Source organism: Bacillus sp. VA15, assembly GCF_055721145.1.
In genome coordinates, this window is record NZ_JBVQPQ010000001.1 from 355,840 (window position 1) to 371,787 (window position 15,948).

The 15,948-nt window shown below is 41.7% G+C and carries 16 protein-coding genes; 13 read left to right on the forward strand and 3 right to left on the reverse strand.

The annotated features are described in order from the left end of the window. Window positions 1-44: 44 nt before the first annotated feature. Genes gpG through AC0DBE_RS01885 form a run of 13 tightly spaced genes read left to right on the forward strand, consistent with a single transcriptional unit; the run spans window position 45 to window position 13,319 of the window. Complete coding sequence (gpG, locus tag AC0DBE_RS01825; RefSeq protein ID WP_268377659.1) at window positions 45-383, forward strand: phage tail assembly chaperone G; 339 nt, start codon at window positions 45-47, stop codon at window positions 381-383. Between the two features lie 2 nt (window positions 384-385). Then, on the forward strand, window positions 386-565 hold the full coding sequence (locus AC0DBE_RS01830) for a hypothetical protein (protein ID WP_268377658.1): 180 nt from the start codon (window positions 386-388) through the stop codon (window positions 563-565). 12 nt (window positions 566-577) lie between these two features. After that, window positions 578-4,456 carry a phage tail tape measure protein gene (locus AC0DBE_RS01835; protein ID WP_472960878.1) on the forward strand — a complete coding sequence of 1,293 codons (3,879 nt, stop codon included), beginning with the start codon at window positions 578-580 and terminating at the stop codon, window positions 4,454-4,456. After that, on the forward strand, window positions 4,456-5,295 hold the full coding sequence (locus tag AC0DBE_RS01840; RefSeq protein ID WP_472960879.1) for a phage tail domain-containing protein: 840 nt from the start codon (window positions 4,456-4,458) through the stop codon (window positions 5,293-5,295). The genes AC0DBE_RS01835 and AC0DBE_RS01840 overlap by 1 nt, the downstream gene beginning before the upstream one ends. A gap of 11 nt (window positions 5,296-5,306) precedes the next feature. After that, window positions 5,307-7,013 (forward strand): phage tail protein, encoded by a 1,707-nt coding sequence (locus AC0DBE_RS01845; protein ID WP_472960880.1) that lies wholly within the window; start codon window positions 5,307-5,309, stop codon window positions 7,011-7,013. Window positions 7,014-7,040: 27 nt separating this feature from the next. Next, window positions 7,041-8,945: a phage baseplate protein gene (locus AC0DBE_RS01850; protein ID WP_472961333.1), complete on the forward strand. Its 1,905-nt coding sequence runs from the start codon at window positions 7,041-7,043 to the stop codon at window positions 8,943-8,945. 14 nt (window positions 8,946-8,959) lie between these two features. Beyond that, the gene (locus AC0DBE_RS01855; RefSeq protein WP_268523114.1) at window positions 8,960-9,268 is read left to right on the forward strand and encodes a hypothetical protein; all 309 of its coding nucleotides are present in this window, start codon (window positions 8,960-8,962) and stop codon (window positions 9,266-9,268) included. Further along, window positions 9,265-9,438 (forward strand): hypothetical protein, encoded by a 174-nt coding sequence (locus AC0DBE_RS01860; RefSeq protein WP_472960881.1) that lies wholly within the window; start codon window positions 9,265-9,267, stop codon window positions 9,436-9,438. Before AC0DBE_RS01855 ends, AC0DBE_RS01860 begins: the two co-directional genes overlap by 4 nt. 12 nt (window positions 9,439-9,450) lie before the next feature. Then, entirely contained in the window at window positions 9,451-11,268 is a 1,818-nt protein-coding gene (locus AC0DBE_RS01865) for a BppU family phage baseplate upper protein (protein ID WP_472960882.1), read from the forward strand. Window positions 11,269-11,280: 12 nt separating this feature from the next. After that, on the forward strand, window positions 11,281-11,646 hold the full coding sequence (locus AC0DBE_RS01870; RefSeq protein WP_472960883.1) for a hypothetical protein: 366 nt from the start codon (window positions 11,281-11,283) through the stop codon (window positions 11,644-11,646). Continuing rightward, on the forward strand, window positions 11,646-11,822 hold the full coding sequence (locus tag AC0DBE_RS01875) for an XkdX family protein (RefSeq protein WP_252684466.1): 177 nt from the start codon (window positions 11,646-11,648) through the stop codon (window positions 11,820-11,822). Before AC0DBE_RS01870 ends, AC0DBE_RS01875 begins: the two co-directional genes overlap by 1 nt. Before the next feature lie 53 nt (window positions 11,823-11,875). Beyond that, complete coding sequence (locus AC0DBE_RS01880) at window positions 11,876-12,298, forward strand: phage holin family protein (RefSeq protein ID WP_326139141.1); 423 nt, start codon at window positions 11,876-11,878, stop codon at window positions 12,296-12,298. Between the two features lie 43 nt (window positions 12,299-12,341). Beyond that, window positions 12,342-13,319, forward strand: a complete 978-nt coding sequence (locus tag AC0DBE_RS01885) for an N-acetylmuramoyl-L-alanine amidase (protein ID WP_472960885.1) — start codon at window positions 12,342-12,344, stop codon at window positions 13,317-13,319. 38 nt (window positions 13,320-13,357) lie between these two features. Here AC0DBE_RS01885 and AC0DBE_RS01890 read toward each other — a convergent pair whose 3' ends face one another. Genes AC0DBE_RS01890 through AC0DBE_RS01900 form a run of 3 tightly spaced genes read right to left on the reverse strand, consistent with a single transcriptional unit; the run spans window position 13,358 to window position 15,911 of the window. Beyond that, window positions 13,358-13,657: a contact-dependent growth inhibition system immunity protein gene (locus AC0DBE_RS01890; RefSeq protein WP_100740751.1), complete on the reverse strand. Its 300-nt coding sequence runs from the start codon at window positions 13,655-13,657 to the stop codon at window positions 13,358-13,360. Between the two features lie 53 nt (window positions 13,658-13,710). After that, window positions 13,711-14,019, reverse strand: a complete 309-nt coding sequence (locus AC0DBE_RS01895; protein ID WP_100740753.1) for a hypothetical protein — start codon at window positions 14,017-14,019, stop codon at window positions 13,711-13,713. Between the two features lie 20 nt (window positions 14,020-14,039). Then, complete coding sequence (locus tag AC0DBE_RS01900; RefSeq protein WP_472960887.1) at window positions 14,040-15,911, reverse strand: T7SS effector LXG polymorphic toxin; 1,872 nt, start codon at window positions 15,909-15,911, stop codon at window positions 14,040-14,042. Between the last annotated feature and the right edge of the window lie 37 nt (window positions 15,912-15,948).

The following is a 15,948-nucleotide window of genomic DNA, read 5'->3' on the forward strand; positions in this document are numbered from 1 at the left end:
CGCTTTAAGCGCTCTTTTTTCTTGAATGAAAAGGAGGAATGAAAGTGGAGGCTTTAACAATCACTCTAAGAATTGACGGGAAAGACAAAAAGTTTGTGACACCAGACTTCATTTCCGGAAAGTTGTTTCGCAGTGCTGCGGCTATTGCGGAAGACTTTGAATCTAACGATACTGACAGGCTGTTTACTGAAAAACAAAATGAATTTGTCTGTAATGTATTCGGAAATAAATTCACGCTTGATCAATTTGAAGAGGGAATCGATTCCCGACTAGCTGGAAGAACAATTTATGCTACTGCAACTTATGTCTTAGGAAACATAACTGAAGCCAGTGCATTATTAAATCCGGATCAGAATGCAGATGGTGAAGAACCGGGGGAGTAAGTTTGTCCGAGGCTGTCATGGATATGTACAACGCCTTGGAAGAAGTCGGGTTCTCTCAAAACCAAATTGACGAAATGGACATTGTTTATCATCTCAAACGGTTAGCTAGGAGAAAAGAAACGACTGAAAATCCAAAACCTAATGAGAATGATCAAGTGTACATAGATCAGATTTTAGGATAAGGAGGTGCCCGATTGAGCAAGGACATTAAAGTCAAACTGTATTCCAATTCATCGCAGTTTAATACTGAAATGCGTGGTATTGCTGTCCAGATGAAAAATATCAAATCAGAGTTTGAGAAGAACCGTACAGCAGTTGGCGTATGGGGGAATCAGTTAAAGACTGCCCAAGTAACAGCCCGGACTCTTAGCCAACAGCTTGAGCAGCATAAACAAAAAGTAAAAGCCCTTGAAAGAGCTTATGCAGATGCAGCAATCAAAAAAGGGAAGGATGCAAAAGAGACACAAGCTCTTGCACGCCGACTGAACAATGCGACTGCACAGATGAATAGAACGCAACATGCCTTGAAGGAAACGACTCAGAAGATAAAAGAGATGGAGAGTGCATCAAAAAGAGCTGCGGCGCGAATCAGACAGATGGGGCAGCGCATGAATTCTGTTGGCGGTACGATGCGCTCTGTGGGATCATCGGTTGCAATGACGTCGGGCGTGGCCTTCGGTGGTTTAGTTTTGACATTCAGAGACGCCATACAAACCGGTATGGAATTTGAAAAGCAAATGAGCAAGGTAAAAGCGATCTCCGGCGGAACAACGTCAGAGGTAGCCAAATTGAAAGAGCAAGCGAAAGAGCTCGGTGCAACCACTGCCTTTACAGCGAGTCAGGCGGCGGATGCACAGGGCTTTTTAGCGATGGCTGGATTCAAAGTAAATGAAATTTACGATGCGATGCCGGGCATGCTCAGTCTTGCGGCTGCTGGTCAGTTAGAGCTCGGTGCTGCGGCAGATATTACATCAAATATCATGACTGCATTTGCTCTAAAAGCTAAAGAATCAGGTCATGCATCGGATGTCATTGCGTATGCGGCTTCTAATGCAAACACAAATGTAGAGCAGATGGGGGAAGCCATGAAATTCTTGGCGCCTAATGCTCATTCACTTGGATGGGGCATGGAGGAATCAGCTGCCGCAGTTATGGCCTTTGGTGATGCTGGTCTTCAAGGGACATTAGCAGGACAAGCATTTGGTACATCTTTGACTCGCCTTGCAGCGCCTTCCAAAAAGGCAGCTAAAGAAATAGAAAGGCTAGGTCTTAATTTCTTTGATGCTGCTGGGAATATGAAGAGCATGCCTGAAGTAATTGCTGAGATGGAAAAAGGTATGAAGGGCATGACGAAAGAGCAACAGACTGCTACGCTGAAAACAATCGTAGGAGCCGAGGCGTATAAACATTGGACAATACTTCTTGAAAAAGGATCGAAAGCCCTCGGAGATAATACAAAAGCCCTTGAAAAGTCAGATGGTGCAGCCAAGAAAATGGCTGATACTATGCTTGATAATGCACAAGGCAGCATTGTTGCTTTTCAGTCTGCGCTTGAAGGTGCAAAGATCAAACTAACTGAAAATCTTCTGCCGGCGCTTGGTGATCTGGCCGAAAAAGGAACAGAGATTATATCTGTTTTTAATAATATGGATTCCAGCACAGTTCAAACCATTGCCAAAACTGCTCTTCTTGCCACTGGAGTTCTAGGCGTAACAACAGCCGTTGCGACGTTAACAGCTGGAATAGGAGCTCTTCTAGCATTTACCGGTCCTGTTGGCCTTGCTATTGTCGGTGGAACTGCCCTTCTCGGAGGAATCACTGTTGCCACTTATGCTTACAATGAAGAATTAAAGAATCAAAAGAAGAAGCAGGAAGAGGCACGGGAAGCTGCATTGCTTTACGGCGAAGGAGTTTCTAAAGCAACTCAAAAATCAGCAGCAGCTTATGTTGATTTAAGAGAAAAAGCTGAACTTCAATTGTTTGAATTGAGCCGGGTTTCCGGTGAAGAAGCAGAAAAAATGTCTTCTAAACTTGTAACCACTTATTCTCAAATGCGGGACAGTCTAATCAAGGAACTTGAGGGATTAAAGAAAGATGCGTTAGTTGTTCTCAAAGGATTATTTGAAGATACAGACGAGAATACCAAGAAACAAGGCGAAAAGATCACAGATAAGATGGTCGGCGCTATTGATAAGGACATGCAGGAAGCCCGCCAAAAAGTAAAAGAATTAGAACAGCTACAGAAGGACACGGGTCTTGTATCCTCAAAAATGAATGAATCGCAAAAGGCTAAATTCAATGAGATTCTTTCATATTTTGAGCAATCTACAAGTAAGTTTGCGGCCAATCAAAAAGAAGCTATCGCCATGCAAAAAGCTGTTTCCGAGCAACAAGGGAAACTATCATTCAAACAGGCGAAACAGTACAACGATGATATTAAGAAGGTTTATGAAGATGGACAAAAAGCAGCCAAAAAGGACTTGGATTATCGGAATGATGTCATTGAAAAACTATATGCACAGGGCTATATTGATGCAGAAAAACGCAATACTTTGCTCAGTAAGAGCACAGCTGATTATGACAAGGCTTTAGCAAAAAACACAGCTGCTTATGAAAAGAATTCAAGTGCTCTCTTCTCAAAAATGTCGAGAGACGGACAACTATTAGATTTAGAGACTGGAAAAGCATTAAAGCGACAAGATGAATATATTTCTAACTCAATGGGGATTATGGTCAAAACTGAGGAATCTGAATCCGCCTATCAAGAACGTTGGGCCAATAAACAGATTGAGTTTCTCCAAAGTCTAGGTAAAAGCAAAGAAGAAGCCATTGCCACGACACAGCAGGCACTTCAAGAGTTTTATCAAGGCGTGGGGATGACAGAAGGTGAAGCACGGGCAGAAGCAAGCAAAGTCGTCTCGGCTGTTGAAGATGAAATGAATAAGCCGGGTAACACGCAAGCTGCCGGTGAAAAAGTGGTTCGTGACTTTGCCAGCGGCTTAAAACAAGCAAAGCCAGCTGTTGTGGGTGAAGGAACAGTTTTACAACAGGCTTTAAATAATTCATTGAAGTCTGATACTGCTACACCTAACCAAGCCGGTAAGTCTAAAGGGAACGCATTCAAATCAGGTTTAAATTCCACAAAAAACTCTAATGTTCAAAGTGGCTCGGTCTTGCGTCAAGCTGTGCTAAGTGAACTCAACAAAGGCGGCGGGCAGGCCAATTCAGCAGGGCAGAACAAGGGGAATAAACATAAAGCTGGTTTAAATTCCACTAAAGGTGCCAATACTTCCGCGGCCGGCTCGCTTAGTTCAACGGTCACAGGCTCTTTAGCCAAAACCACAGATGGTGGCGGAGGGAAAAAGGCAGGGAGAGAGTTAGCAAGTGGAGTGAACAGCCAAAAAGGAAGTGCGAATTCTGCTGGTAAAAACGTCTCAAATAGCGCGAAAACAGGTTTGAAAAGCGCGAAAACAAACAGTGTAGGTCAAGACTTTGTAACGGGATTTATAAACGGCATGGGTTCAAAAAATGGCTCTCTTTTCAGCGCTGCATGGAATCTCGGTAAGTCTGCATTAAGTGCACTAAAGAAATCCATTGACTCTCATTCTCCGTCAAAACTAACTCAATCTGAGGGTCATAACTTCTCTGATGGTTTTGCAATTGGGATTCAAGATAAGGCAAAAAAAGTGAAGAAAAGCGCTGTTTCCATGGCTCAAAGTACCATGAGTTCATTTAAACAGGAACTTAGCCAGATGGCTTTTGACATAAAGGGCGCGGCCGATCAGCTGATTTCCATGAAATCGGAACTTGTGGTCAGAAATGAAGTGGATACCCCATCGTTAAACCAAAAGCTTGATGCTTTGATCACGCTTTTATCCAAGGGACTTACAGGTGATGGAGGAGGAAGCGCAGGAATGGCACAAGCTCCATTTGTCATTTATCCTGCACCTGTTCAGATAGATGGTCAGCATGTTGCAAATATCCTGTTTGAAAAAGGAGATGGGAAAATTCTTGATCAAAAAAGCGCGGATCGTTACAACCAGAGTGCCTATAAAGGTGGGGTGAGAGGTTAATGATTGATCTATATATAGATTTTAACGATGGAAAGGGGGAGCGAGAGCTAAAAAGCTTGCTCCCTCGTTTTAGTGTGAGGAGTTTTACACCCGACTCTCCCAATATTGAGCGAGAAACAACAACGATCCCGAGGATAAACGGCTTAGTCTTGCCGCAGCATCCTCGGGATGTTGTGTATAAAGAGCGTAGTGTCAAAGTTGAATTTCTTCTTGATTCAATTATCGCTGAGACGTTTTACCAGAACAGGCATGAGCTTTATGCCTTGTTAGTGCAGCCGTTTCCTTATTACATTTCAACGGACTTGCTTCCTAACCGTCGTTTTCTGGTTACCTGTGACGGAAACTTCTCTATCCAGAAAGATAAACAGAAAAACTATGCAACATTCACAGTAGATTTTACAGACATTCTCGGGATGGCTGAATCTAAGTATACCTCTTCAACTCTTCAGAATTTCAACGGAGAACATTGGAGTTCGGGCATGGGGATTTTAATGAGAGATGATCTGGAATATCACTTCAAAAACAAGAAGCGATTCAGCGTTTACAATCCGGGAGATGGCATTGTAAATACATTGCGGCATAACTACAATGTTACCCTTTGGGCAAAAGGTAAGAATGTCACAATAGTGAATCGCACAAACGGTGAAAAGATAAAAATTGAGCAAGAGCTTCAACGATCTCAGAAGGTATCGTTCATCAAACAATATACAGTGATTAATGATAAACGAATTAAAACCTCTGGCCGGCTTCCGTCTTTAGATATTGGATGGAACGAGTTTGAAATACAAAACTCGAATGATTTTGAAATCAAATTTGATACCCATTTTTATTACAAGTAAGGAGGGATGATATGGCTGCAGCAGACTTTATTAAAAGCCTTGTGCCCGGTGCCCAAAATGTATACAAAAAATACAATGTTCTCGCCAGCCTTGTCATCGCTCAGGGGTGTCTTGAAAGTGGGTACGGCACAAGTGGACTTGCTCAAAAAGCTCATAACCTTTTCGGCATAAAAGGGACATATAACGGTCAGTATGTCTTGATGTGGACAAGCGAGCAAGACAAATACGGAAACGTTACTCGGATTCAAGCGAAGTTTAGAAAGTATCCCACCTATGCAGAAAGCTTGGCTGATTTAGGAAGCTTGTATAACCGTCTTGATCGGTATAAGGCGGTTGTGGGTGAGAACAACTATAAAAAAGCATGCCAAGCAGTAAAAGACGGCGGCTATGCTACAGATGTAAAATACCCGAGCAAGTTAATCAGTATCATAGATAAATATAATTTGACGCAATATGACAACATTACGACGCTGCCTGACGAACCAGATGTACCTGATAATCCAGATACACCGGTTGAGGAGCCTGTATTTCCAAGTAAGGAGTATGCGGGGAAAGACGTTTCTTTAAATAAAAACTTGCCTTCAGACGTTGATTTTCCTCAATTGTTTGTTTCTACGACGGACGGAACGGATGTTGTTGAAATAACAGGAGTTATTGTTGATTTGACAGATGACACAACGGGAAAGAAAAGCTTTACTTTCACGATTATAAAAACACAGCAGAATGCAGCTGAATTTGATCTTTTAATAAACGACAATATCCTTTATATCGACGAGAGAAAGTTCAATCATCAGAAATACTACATTACGGATGTTGACCTGAAACAATCAAAAAATGTAATCATAAAAACGATTACCGCGAATCATATCTATTCTGTCCTTCTAGTCGAAAACCGTGTTGAGGAAAATGTCTCTAAAAAGCTAAAGCTAAAAGAGGCGCTTGATATTGCTTTAAAAGGGACGGACTTCACTTATGTATTAGAAGCTCCTGAAAGTAATTTCCCATCGGCAGAAGAAGAGAATTTCGGAGAGAAAAACAGCACAGAATTGATGGATCAGATCATAGAAGATTATGACTTAGAAATTGATGTTGATAATTATAAGGTTCATGTTTACAAGAAAATGGGGAAGGAAGTAGACTTCACGCTTGATTCCCGTTATAACATGCCGGGAATTAACATCAAAACAAACTCGCAAAACTGCACCACTCGAGCATGGGGATACGGTGCCATGGCAAAGGATAACAATGCAACAGATAAAAAACCCAAGTATGTTTTTGAGCCTATTCTTTATGTTCATCCCGAAGAGAAAAAATTCTTGCGGGAAGGTAAACCTAGATGGGCCGATCCGATAAAAGATGAAACAATCAAAAAGTCGGGCAGCATGGTCTCAGCCTTGAAGAAACATGTCAATCCTTACCCAGAAACAACGGTAAGCGTGGACTATCAATATATCTATGAACCTAAGCTTTTATCCATAGAAAAGCCTTTTTGGAAAGGTGACACCATTCATGTTTTGGCTGATACGGCCGACGGTATTACGTTTGAAGATGATGTTCGTCTATTGACCATTCAATACAATCCATTGAACCCTTACAGCAGTCCTAAGCTAACGTTTGCGAATTTTAGAAAGGACATTCAAGACATTGCAGTTAATCAGACCAAGAAAATAAGAGATCAAAAACGCTATATTGACCAGTTAATGCGAACGCTCCGATAAGCGTTTTTTATTTTGTTCAAGAAAGGAGTGCTGCTGTTGTTAACGCTAAGGAAGTATTTTGGCACCAACAGAAACACATTATATGAGGAACAGCTTGCAAATGATTTAGGAAGCATTGAAACTGCTGTGAATGGTATTGAGCGAGATATTACGAATCATAAAAGGGCAGACAATGCTCATACATCTTCACAGGTCGCTCATGGCGGCGGACTAACTGTCTATGAAGAAATTGAAATAGCAAAAGCGCGTATCCGAAACCTTGTTTTACAAGCAGACGGAACCAATATAAAAGAAATGCTGGATGCTCGCGTAGATAAGCGAGGAAAGGTTTATCCAACATTACGGGATCATCTAATTGCAAAAGAGACAGAAGTTGAAAACTTAGATTCCATTGTTCAAAGAGAAATGGGTTTCGACTTTACAACCGTTCCGCCGGTTTACCATACAAACTTGAATTTAGCAGATAAAACAGTGCTGCAATGTTTTGTCATTGATGAACCAACAGGTGATATCTACGCCACACAGGTTGCCAGCGGCAACAAAGATAAAAGTGAAAGTTTCACCATTACCCGCATGAATCAAAACGGGGTGATGCTGGACAGTATGACGCTCGTTCACGGCGGTCACGGTACCACAATTGGACTGGAACGGGAAAACGGGAAAATGTATATCTGGTCCAACTATAATGTTGTCGATTCGAACGGAAACACTGTCGGGAACGATCTTGTGCGTTTTCCTTATACAGCAGGCGCGACACTGAATGGCGGCAGCGGTGGGATCAAGCGCTATAACAAATTCAACGATTACTACACGATCCCTGTTATTGATAGAGAAAATGGCTTTATAGCGTTCCGAATGAGATTAAAAGATGATACTAGTTTGGTAGAGCTTCGGAAATTAAGTGACGTGAAAAACGGAGTAAATAAAGTGCTGGGACAGGTGATCATTCCGAATGACTTGTTTTATCTCCAAGGCTTCACAATAGACGGGTACGACTTGTACTGGTACACCGGCGATACAAACAACAAAACCTATCCATGTGAGCTGGCGTTATTTAGTTTCAAGGATGGAAGCTTAAAAAAACGCATCTCTTGTGATTTTGGTTATGGGCCAGATGGCAAATATGAAGATGGTTTCCGTGAGCCTGAGTCCATCTTTTTATACAAGGACCCGAAGACAGGGAAAAAATCACTATTTGCAGGCGTAGTGACGGGCGCCGTCGGAAAAAGGCTTGCCAAGGTATATGCCTACCATTCGAAAGAGAATGCAGCCAAATTCGGCATTGATTTGGCTCAAGGTTATCAAGGGTATAAACTCACTCAAAACAATGGCTATTCAAAACGGCTTCCGGACGGCTTAAAGTCTCTAAAAGAATTCAGGCAACCCGGTTTTTACTATATGCTGACGACAGAAACAAAAACGCTTTCGGATCATCCGGACAGCGGTAATGCCGGCTGGTGGTTAAATATTGCCCCGGCTGATCGTGCTGGCTCAGTCATTCAAACATTGACCCGTAACTCAACAGGGCGTCCAATTAAAATTTTGACAAGGGTTGTGACAAATGACGGTAATGCTGGCGAATGGTCAGAGATTTCATCAAGTGGAAATTTACCTTGGGCAAACCTGCCTTTAAAGAATGGCGCAAAGAACCCAGACAGCAACTTTCGCCTCCAATTTGCAGTGCAGGGAGGTTTTCTTTTTGTAAGGGGCCGAGTTACGATTCCGAAAAAAGATGGCATCGATTTCGCCACGTTGCCTGCCAGTGCCCGGCCTCAAAAGAATGCATTTAAAAGTTGTCCTGTAGCCGGAACAACAGGAGAGCGAAAGATCGTTTTTCGATCCAATGGAAATATCTCTGCACACGGGCTGTTAGCCAAAAACGAGTCGAATGCAACATACACCTATATTGATGAAATCATCAAACTGGACTAAAAAGGGGTGTCAATATGGAAGATGAACAAATATGGGCTTACCAATATGATGAAAATTATATTTATGATTGTCCTGTTGAAATTCAATATATTGAAGATGATGAAGGAAATATGCAACGGATTGTGCCGGAAAATGCAACTGAGATCAGTCCGGGTGACTTGGTGCAGGCCAAGTGGACGGGAACAGAATGGGTAGAAAGCGCATCGGCTGAATACATTGAATCTCTTGAGACCGCTGATTCAGTTGAAGAAAGCGACGGGGCAAAGGCGCTGAAAGCTGTTGCCGATATACTGGAAACAATGGTAAGGGGTGATGCGGGATGAGCAGCCCTTTTTATAATGCCATTAAGACGTGTTATTTATCAGGGCATTGGGACGGTAAGGAGGAACTTCTTTCTATGGCCGTAGAGCAAGGCAAAATAACAGATGAGGAAATGAACGAGATCAAAAGGCTGCGACAGGCTGAAAAAGGATCTCCTTCTGTAGAAGAGTAAAGGAGGGGTACCATGCCGTACAAAGACGAATCACTTACATTTACGATCAATGGCCGGCGCAAAAGCCCGGTACAAACGAATATCCAATATACAACCCAAGACAAAGGCACAGCAAAGCTATCATTCCAGCTTATGAAAGACGGGGTTCCCCTGCCGTTATCCGCGGCAGTGGTGAAGCTCGTCCTTTTCATGTCAGACGGCAGCCGGTTTGTCCGAAACATTGAGATCATTGATAAATTGAACGGCCGGCTGTCGTATGTTCTCTCTGATGAAGAAATCAGACACGTTGGGACCGTTCAGGCTGAGCTGGATGTTTCGTACACCAATCAGCAGGCGATGTCGATTCATGAGTTTTCTTTTGAGATTAAGAAAGCCTTGATTGACACTGCTATCCTGCCAAGTGCGGAATACTATATAGATGATTTTGAGTCCTTGAAACATAAAATCAACGAGCTTTACAACGAGACCATTCAGACCGTTGAAGAGCTGCGGAAAAAATTTGAGGACTTAGAGAACATCGAAACAAAAGATGGGGCGCAGAAAAAGGCTGATGCTGTTCAGTTGAATTTAGACACGCATATAAATGATAAATCTAATCCCCACGGTGTTACAAAAAATCAGGTAGGCTTGGGAAACGTTGAAAACGTAAAACAAGCGTCAAAGACAGAAGTCGATAACCATAAAGATGATACATCAAACCCGCATAAAGTGACGGCCGATCAAGTGGGATTGGGGAATGTTGATAATGTCAAACAGGCCGATTTTTATGAGTTCAGACAACATAACTTTAACAATGAACGCCATGTTTCAAAAAACGAGAAGGACAAATGGAATGCCAGTCAACTGTTTAAAATAACGGCTGATAACGGAACACAGAAAATCAATTTAACGTCTGGCTCGTTTTATGAGTCGCTAAAAGACGTTGGATCAGTTTCTTTCTATGGAACTAATGCAGTGACGGATAACCCGTCAGACACAAGCCTGCGTGGCATGCAATTGGTCGGGCAGCCGGGGATAGGCATTGGATATGCTGTGGACATAAGAGGAAATGCTTGGTGGTTCTATTATAATTCGAATCATACAGCGATCAAATGGTATCCCGTTGAGTCTACAGCAGGGGCACAAGCCAAGGTGAATGACCATGCAAAGGATTCTGGAATTCATATCACCTCTACAGAAAGAACGAAGTGGAATGGAGCCCAGTTATCAAAAATTACAAATGATGTCGGGGGAGTATCTTTTGCAGTAAACGAAGGGGAAGACATGCTTCAGGCAATTATAAGTAGAGGTAGGAGCATGGGCACATTTTATGCAAATGGAAAAGCAATAAATTCTCCTTCCACCGCCTCCACAAGAGGCTTTTTTCAAATGACTAGCCAATCATCTGATGGTAAAGGCATGTATGGCTGGGTGTATGCGATGGACTACAGAAATAATGTCTTTACTAATTATTGGGATGGTAACACCGTTGGCTGGCGGGGGTGGAAGCGACTCCTTACCGAAGACGATACTGACAATGTATCATGGCTTAACGCCACATATAAAAATGGAGCAAAAACAGGAGATCGTCAGCTGCAGTTTAAAAAAGTAGCGGATGCCCTTCATCTTACTGGACATGTAGTGACAGACCGTGAAATCGTTTTTGCATCCATTCCCTCTTCCTATGCACCGTCTAAAGGAGCGATGGATCTAGTTGCTGTAAGTGGAATAACAGGACAAAGTAAATTAATCGTGTTTCCGTCAGGGGATCTTAAATTGACCGGTCTGATGGCAAATGATAGCAGCAAAGTGACTGGCTACTATATAGATAAAGTGATCCCATTAAACTAAGGAGGGAGAAGCATGATCTTAATTTATCCGTATAGAGAAGATGGCTTTTATGTTGGACAACCTGTTGAGCTTTTTCCTGACGCTGAAACAGGCAAGTATAATATACCGCCTAATGCTACTGATAAACCGCCTGAAAAAAACGGTTCGGGCATGTGGCTCCCTTGGTTTGACGTTGACAAACAAGAGTGGATTGAAAAAGCTGATCAGGAATATAAAGACAGTTTGAAGGGACCAGACCCTCCTTCTGTTTTAGATGAATTGAAAGCACAAAACGCATTGACGATAGTACAGCTGGCTGAGGCTCAGAACGTGATAGAGTCTCAGAACAAAATGATTTCGGACTTGTTTCTGATGATGGCCGAGGGAGGGAAAGCATAATGGATTATTGGTTTAGAAATATCAAGATCATCTATGGATGGGGGAGACAGTATTACACAAACGCTGATGTTGCCCGTTTTGTTGAGCTCAATAGGATAACAGAAGAACAATATAAAGAAATCACCGGTCTGACTTATCCAGCCACTGAGCCGGTTGTCGTAGATTTAGGAAGTTAACCAGCACCCAAAGAGGTGTTTTTATTTTGCCTCTAAGGAGGTGATAACAAGAAATGGAGGAAACGACTGTGTTTATTAATTTTGAAACATTAGATTTAGCGAGAGTGTACCTGTTTGGGGGTGTGAAATATCTTGATTTACTGCTTGTTCTGAGCATTCTTGACGTAATAACAGGCGTCATCAAGGCTTGGAAATTTAAGAAACTGCGGAGCCGGAGCGCGTGGTTCGGTTATGTTCGGAAAATGCTTAGTTTTTCAGTGGTCATTGTGGCAAACATTATAGATACAATTCTCAATCTGAACGGGGTCCTGACATTTGGAACCGTTCTTTTTTATATCGCCAATGAAGGGCTTTCCATTACGGAGAATCTGGCACAGATCGGCGTTAAGATTCCGGCAGCCATCACTGACAGACTTCACGTAATTGAAAATGACAACGAACAAACAAATGAAAAGGATGAACAGGCTGCTGGGTAACCCGGCGGCTTTTTCAATATCAAAAATAAAGGAGAGAACATTTATGACAATCACAGTGAAAAAGAATCTTGTATCAAAATCTAAATACGGTTTGAAATGTCCGAACGCAATGACTGCGAAGTACATCACCATCCACAATACAGCTAATGACGCGTCAGCTGCCAATGAGATCAGTTATATGATCGGGAATACAAGCTCGACAAGCTTTCACTTTGCAGTCGATGACAAAGAGGTGCGGCAGGGCATCCCTACAAATCGCAATGCATGGCACACAGGAGACGGCACAAACGGCACCGGGAACCGTAAGTCTATCGGCGTTGAAATCTGCTACAGCAAGTCAGGAGGTGCACGGTATAAAAAAGCTGAAGCGCTGGCCGTTAAGTTTGTGGCGCAGCTGCTTAAAGAACGCGGCTGGGGGATTGATCGTGTACGAAAGCATCAAGACTGGAACGGCAAGTATTGCCCGCACCGTATTTTATCTGAGGGAAGATGGGCACAAGTGAAGGCGGCCATTGCTGCAGAATTAGAACGCCTTGGTGGTAAAAAAGCACCTTCTCCTACGAAAACGAAAACAAAGGCTAACGGGGCGACGTACACCGTGAAGAAAGGTGATGCTCTTTCTGTCATTGCACAGAAAACAGGCGTAAGTATGGCAACCCTGCAAAGGTTGAACGGTATCAAGAATCCGAACTTGATAAAGGTCGGCCAAGTATTAAAGCTCACAGGCTCAAGCGCTTCAAGCACTAAACCAAGCAGTAAAAAAACGTCATATGCACTGCCTTCCGGAGTTATTAAAGTGACAAGTCCGATGACGAAAGGAACGAAAGTCAGACAGGTTCAAAACGCTCTGGCGGCTCTTTATTTCTATCCAGATAAAGGAGCAAAGAATAACGGTATCGACGGCGTATATGGTCCGAAAACAGCAAATGCAGTCACACGGTTCCAGTCAGTGAACGGTCTGACTGCTGATGGCATTTATGGACCGAAAACGAAAGCAAAAATTAAAGGGCTTTTGAAGTAATAAAAGGTCCCTTGAATTTTCAAGGGACCTTTTATGGATTATAAAGTTTCAATATTCTTTTCTATTTTTTGAATAACTTGTTCGAGCCATACTAATGGAGATACTCCGTAACTACGAATGTCCACTCCGTCAGCAGCTTCATCGATAAAATCATTCTTTTCTTCATCCGAATAATCACTGTTAATAAAATCTTTTAATGCTGCTATATCAGTTTCTTGCTCTTCTTTTGGAATCTCTTCTAAGTATTCGTCCAGTGCTGTATCTGGAGAATCAATATCCTGATGAAAATAACCGCCAAGGAATCCAAATACAGAATCAGAAACTTCGATTTCTATCATTACTTATCACCACCAAGAAATGTTAACTTCAAATCTGAGAAATGGTGCGTATCTTATTCTATATAACTCTCTGCTATATCAATATCGTTTGTCATTTCTAAGTCAGGGTACTTTTCATCTAATTTTCTTAAGCAATTAATAAGTTCTTTACTTTGCAAACTTTCAGCTAAATCTTCAAATACCTCACTGATCCAATATAAATCTTCTTTATTACAATTTTCTAGATAGTTAATTGTATTTTCTTCATTTTCTGAGAGCACTTCAATTATTTCATCCCAACTTTTTTGAATTCCATAGTCATCATTAAGATTAAGTTTTTTTCTTTTAATTAATATAGCTTCCATTTTTTTCTCTAAATTCATATTGATCCTCCATACTTTGTCTATGGTTGTTTAGTTGCATCGGGGAAAATGGTTCCTATTTCTCCATTTGTTTTAATAACTCCAACCCTAACACCTTTATACTCTCCGAATATAGTCACACCATTTTCTGCATTAGCGAATTCGGGTAATTCAGCAATCTTTGCACCGGCTGCTGCAATATCAGACTCTGTCCAACTTTCGGGAAACCAAGATTGATTGGAGCCTGATCTTTTTGCTTTCACCTTGTGTCCGGGAACATTACCTACTCTAACACCATTTTCATATACTTTATTTATGTTATAGTCTATATTATTTTTTTCAAGAAATTCAATGTTACTTTGTCCATGTCCTCCACCTTTCATTTTTGAAATATCACCTGTTTTCGGGTTTTTAGTAAAATCACCTATGTCTGAGTGCTTAATGCTACTATCAGGAATATTACTCTTAAGACTGCCAGTATCTCTATGATTCCCACCGTTTGGTTTTTCTGACTTGAAGAGTACACTGCTTTTTTCATTTTCCGCAATACTTTTTAATAACGGAGTATTTTTAACGTTAATAGTATTCCCGACGTCTTGTAGAATCCCTTCTAATGCAGGAGTATATCGATTAACATAAGGTTTGACAGATGGTTTGCCATTCTTAATCTTTTCACTAGTTGCTTTCCCAACTTTAGCAAGATCTTTCGAGCCTGTTGAGACAGAGGACTTTCCACCTTTCAATAACAGAAGGCTTCCACCCAAGTAAGTAACATAGTGCAGCCGCGTGTATGCATCTCCGTGAATCATTTTTTTATCCCAATCATCCTTCAATGTGTCAACCATGCTTTGAAAGGCAGCTTGATAGTCGTATTCCAGAACTGTATCCAGCACTTTTTGAGGATCTTTGTTAAGGTTGTCAATTGTCCAACCGATATTCCATCCGAGTTGAATGGCTCCTTCACCTGTATCCTTGGCAAGATCGTATAAACCAACAACTATACCTTTATCGCCATCTCCTATGATTCGCAACAATTCTTTTCCATTATCTAGGAAATATTTACGCTTTTCAAGAAATGAAACAAATTCAAGCTGTTCAGGGGTAAGATTCTCATAGCCGACCTTCTTGGCAATGTCTAAGTATTCATCCGGATCCGTCACTCCGTCAGCTAGCTTCTTTTTCAGCTCTTTGATTTCTCGTTCTTTCGCTTCATCCTTCTTAATCGTCAAATAAGCTTCTGTCTGTTTCTCGATATCGCCTTTTTTCTTATGTATGTCACTTTCTCTATATGCTTTGGCATTGTAGTGGATAGGGGAAGCATCCTTGCCTTTGCCTGTGGATTCCTCAAGCTTTTGGAAGTCCTTCTTGATGAATTGCTCGTTAGGCTCTGATTGGGCATATTCAGAAACAAGCGCTTCGTCCACGCTGCCTAATTTATCGACGATTTTTTTGCGTTTATTCTCAGCATCGGCGAGTTCGTCTTTAAAGTCTTCAGTTGAAAACAGATCAAGCGGAAGGATATCGTCGATATCATGTAAGATGTCTTTCATGGCTTTCTTTTGTTCAGACATAATCGATTTTGATTTTGTGTAGGCGTTAGCCAGCTCGTGTTCTAAGAAGGATTCTTCTATATATGCATCAGATAAGCTGGCGTCCTCTAGAGTGCCTGAAATGCTTGTCAAGAAAGCAATTTTCATATCAAGTAAGTCAATCCAATTATCAGCTACACCTGCGTGGTCTTGATAAAATGCTTTAATGTTGTCAGCGCCTTTGCCGGAAAACTCACTGTCATCTAAATCAGCTACAGCTTTAAAGGCTTTCTGTAGATTGATCATCTGACTTCTTAGTTCCTTGTATTCTTTTGTACGGCTTTCAGCCTCGGAAAGCAGTGTTTTGGCCTCAAATACTTTCATGATCATATCCCTTCTTTTGGTATTGCACATCCAAAAT

What these genes read in the sequence shown, in the direction of transcription:
- AC0DBE_RS01840 (WP_472960879.1), top strand. Translation starts at nt 4,456, where the DNA reads ATGATTGATCTATATATAGATTTTAACGATGGAAAGGGGGAGCGAGAG.
- AC0DBE_RS01845 (WP_472960880.1), top strand. Translation starts at nt 5,307, where the DNA reads ATGGCTGCAGCAGACTTTATTAAAAGCCTTGTGCCCGGTGCCCAAAAT.
- AC0DBE_RS01855 (WP_268523114.1), top strand. Translation starts at nt 8,960, where the DNA reads ATGGAAGATGAACAAATATGGGCTTACCAATATGATGAAAATTATATT.
- AC0DBE_RS01860 (WP_472960881.1), top strand. Translation starts at nt 9,265, where the DNA reads ATGAGCAGCCCTTTTTATAATGCCATTAAGACGTGTTATTTATCAGGG.
- AC0DBE_RS01865 (WP_472960882.1), top strand. Translation starts at nt 9,451, where the DNA reads ATGCCGTACAAAGACGAATCACTTACATTTACGATCAATGGCCGGCGC.
- AC0DBE_RS01870 (WP_472960883.1), top strand. Translation starts at nt 11,281, where the DNA reads ATGATCTTAATTTATCCGTATAGAGAAGATGGCTTTTATGTTGGACAA.
- AC0DBE_RS01875 (WP_252684466.1), top strand. Translation starts at nt 11,646, where the DNA reads ATGGATTATTGGTTTAGAAATATCAAGATCATCTATGGATGGGGGAGA.
- AC0DBE_RS01880 (WP_326139141.1), top strand. Translation starts at nt 11,876, where the DNA reads ATGGAGGAAACGACTGTGTTTATTAATTTTGAAACATTAGATTTAGCG.
- AC0DBE_RS01885 (WP_472960885.1), top strand. Translation starts at nt 12,342, where the DNA reads ATGACAATCACAGTGAAAAAGAATCTTGTATCAAAATCTAAATACGGT.
- AC0DBE_RS01890 (WP_100740751.1), bottom strand. Translation starts at nt 13,657, where the DNA reads ATGATAGAAATCGAAGTTTCTGATTCTGTATTTGGATTCCTTGGCGGT.
- AC0DBE_RS01895 (WP_100740753.1), bottom strand. Translation starts at nt 14,019, where the DNA reads ATGAATTTAGAGAAAAAAATGGAAGCTATATTAATTAAAAGAAAAAAA.
- AC0DBE_RS01900 (WP_472960887.1), bottom strand. Translation starts at nt 15,911, where the DNA reads ATGAAAGTATTTGAGGCCAAAACACTGCTTTCCGAGGCTGAAAGCCGT.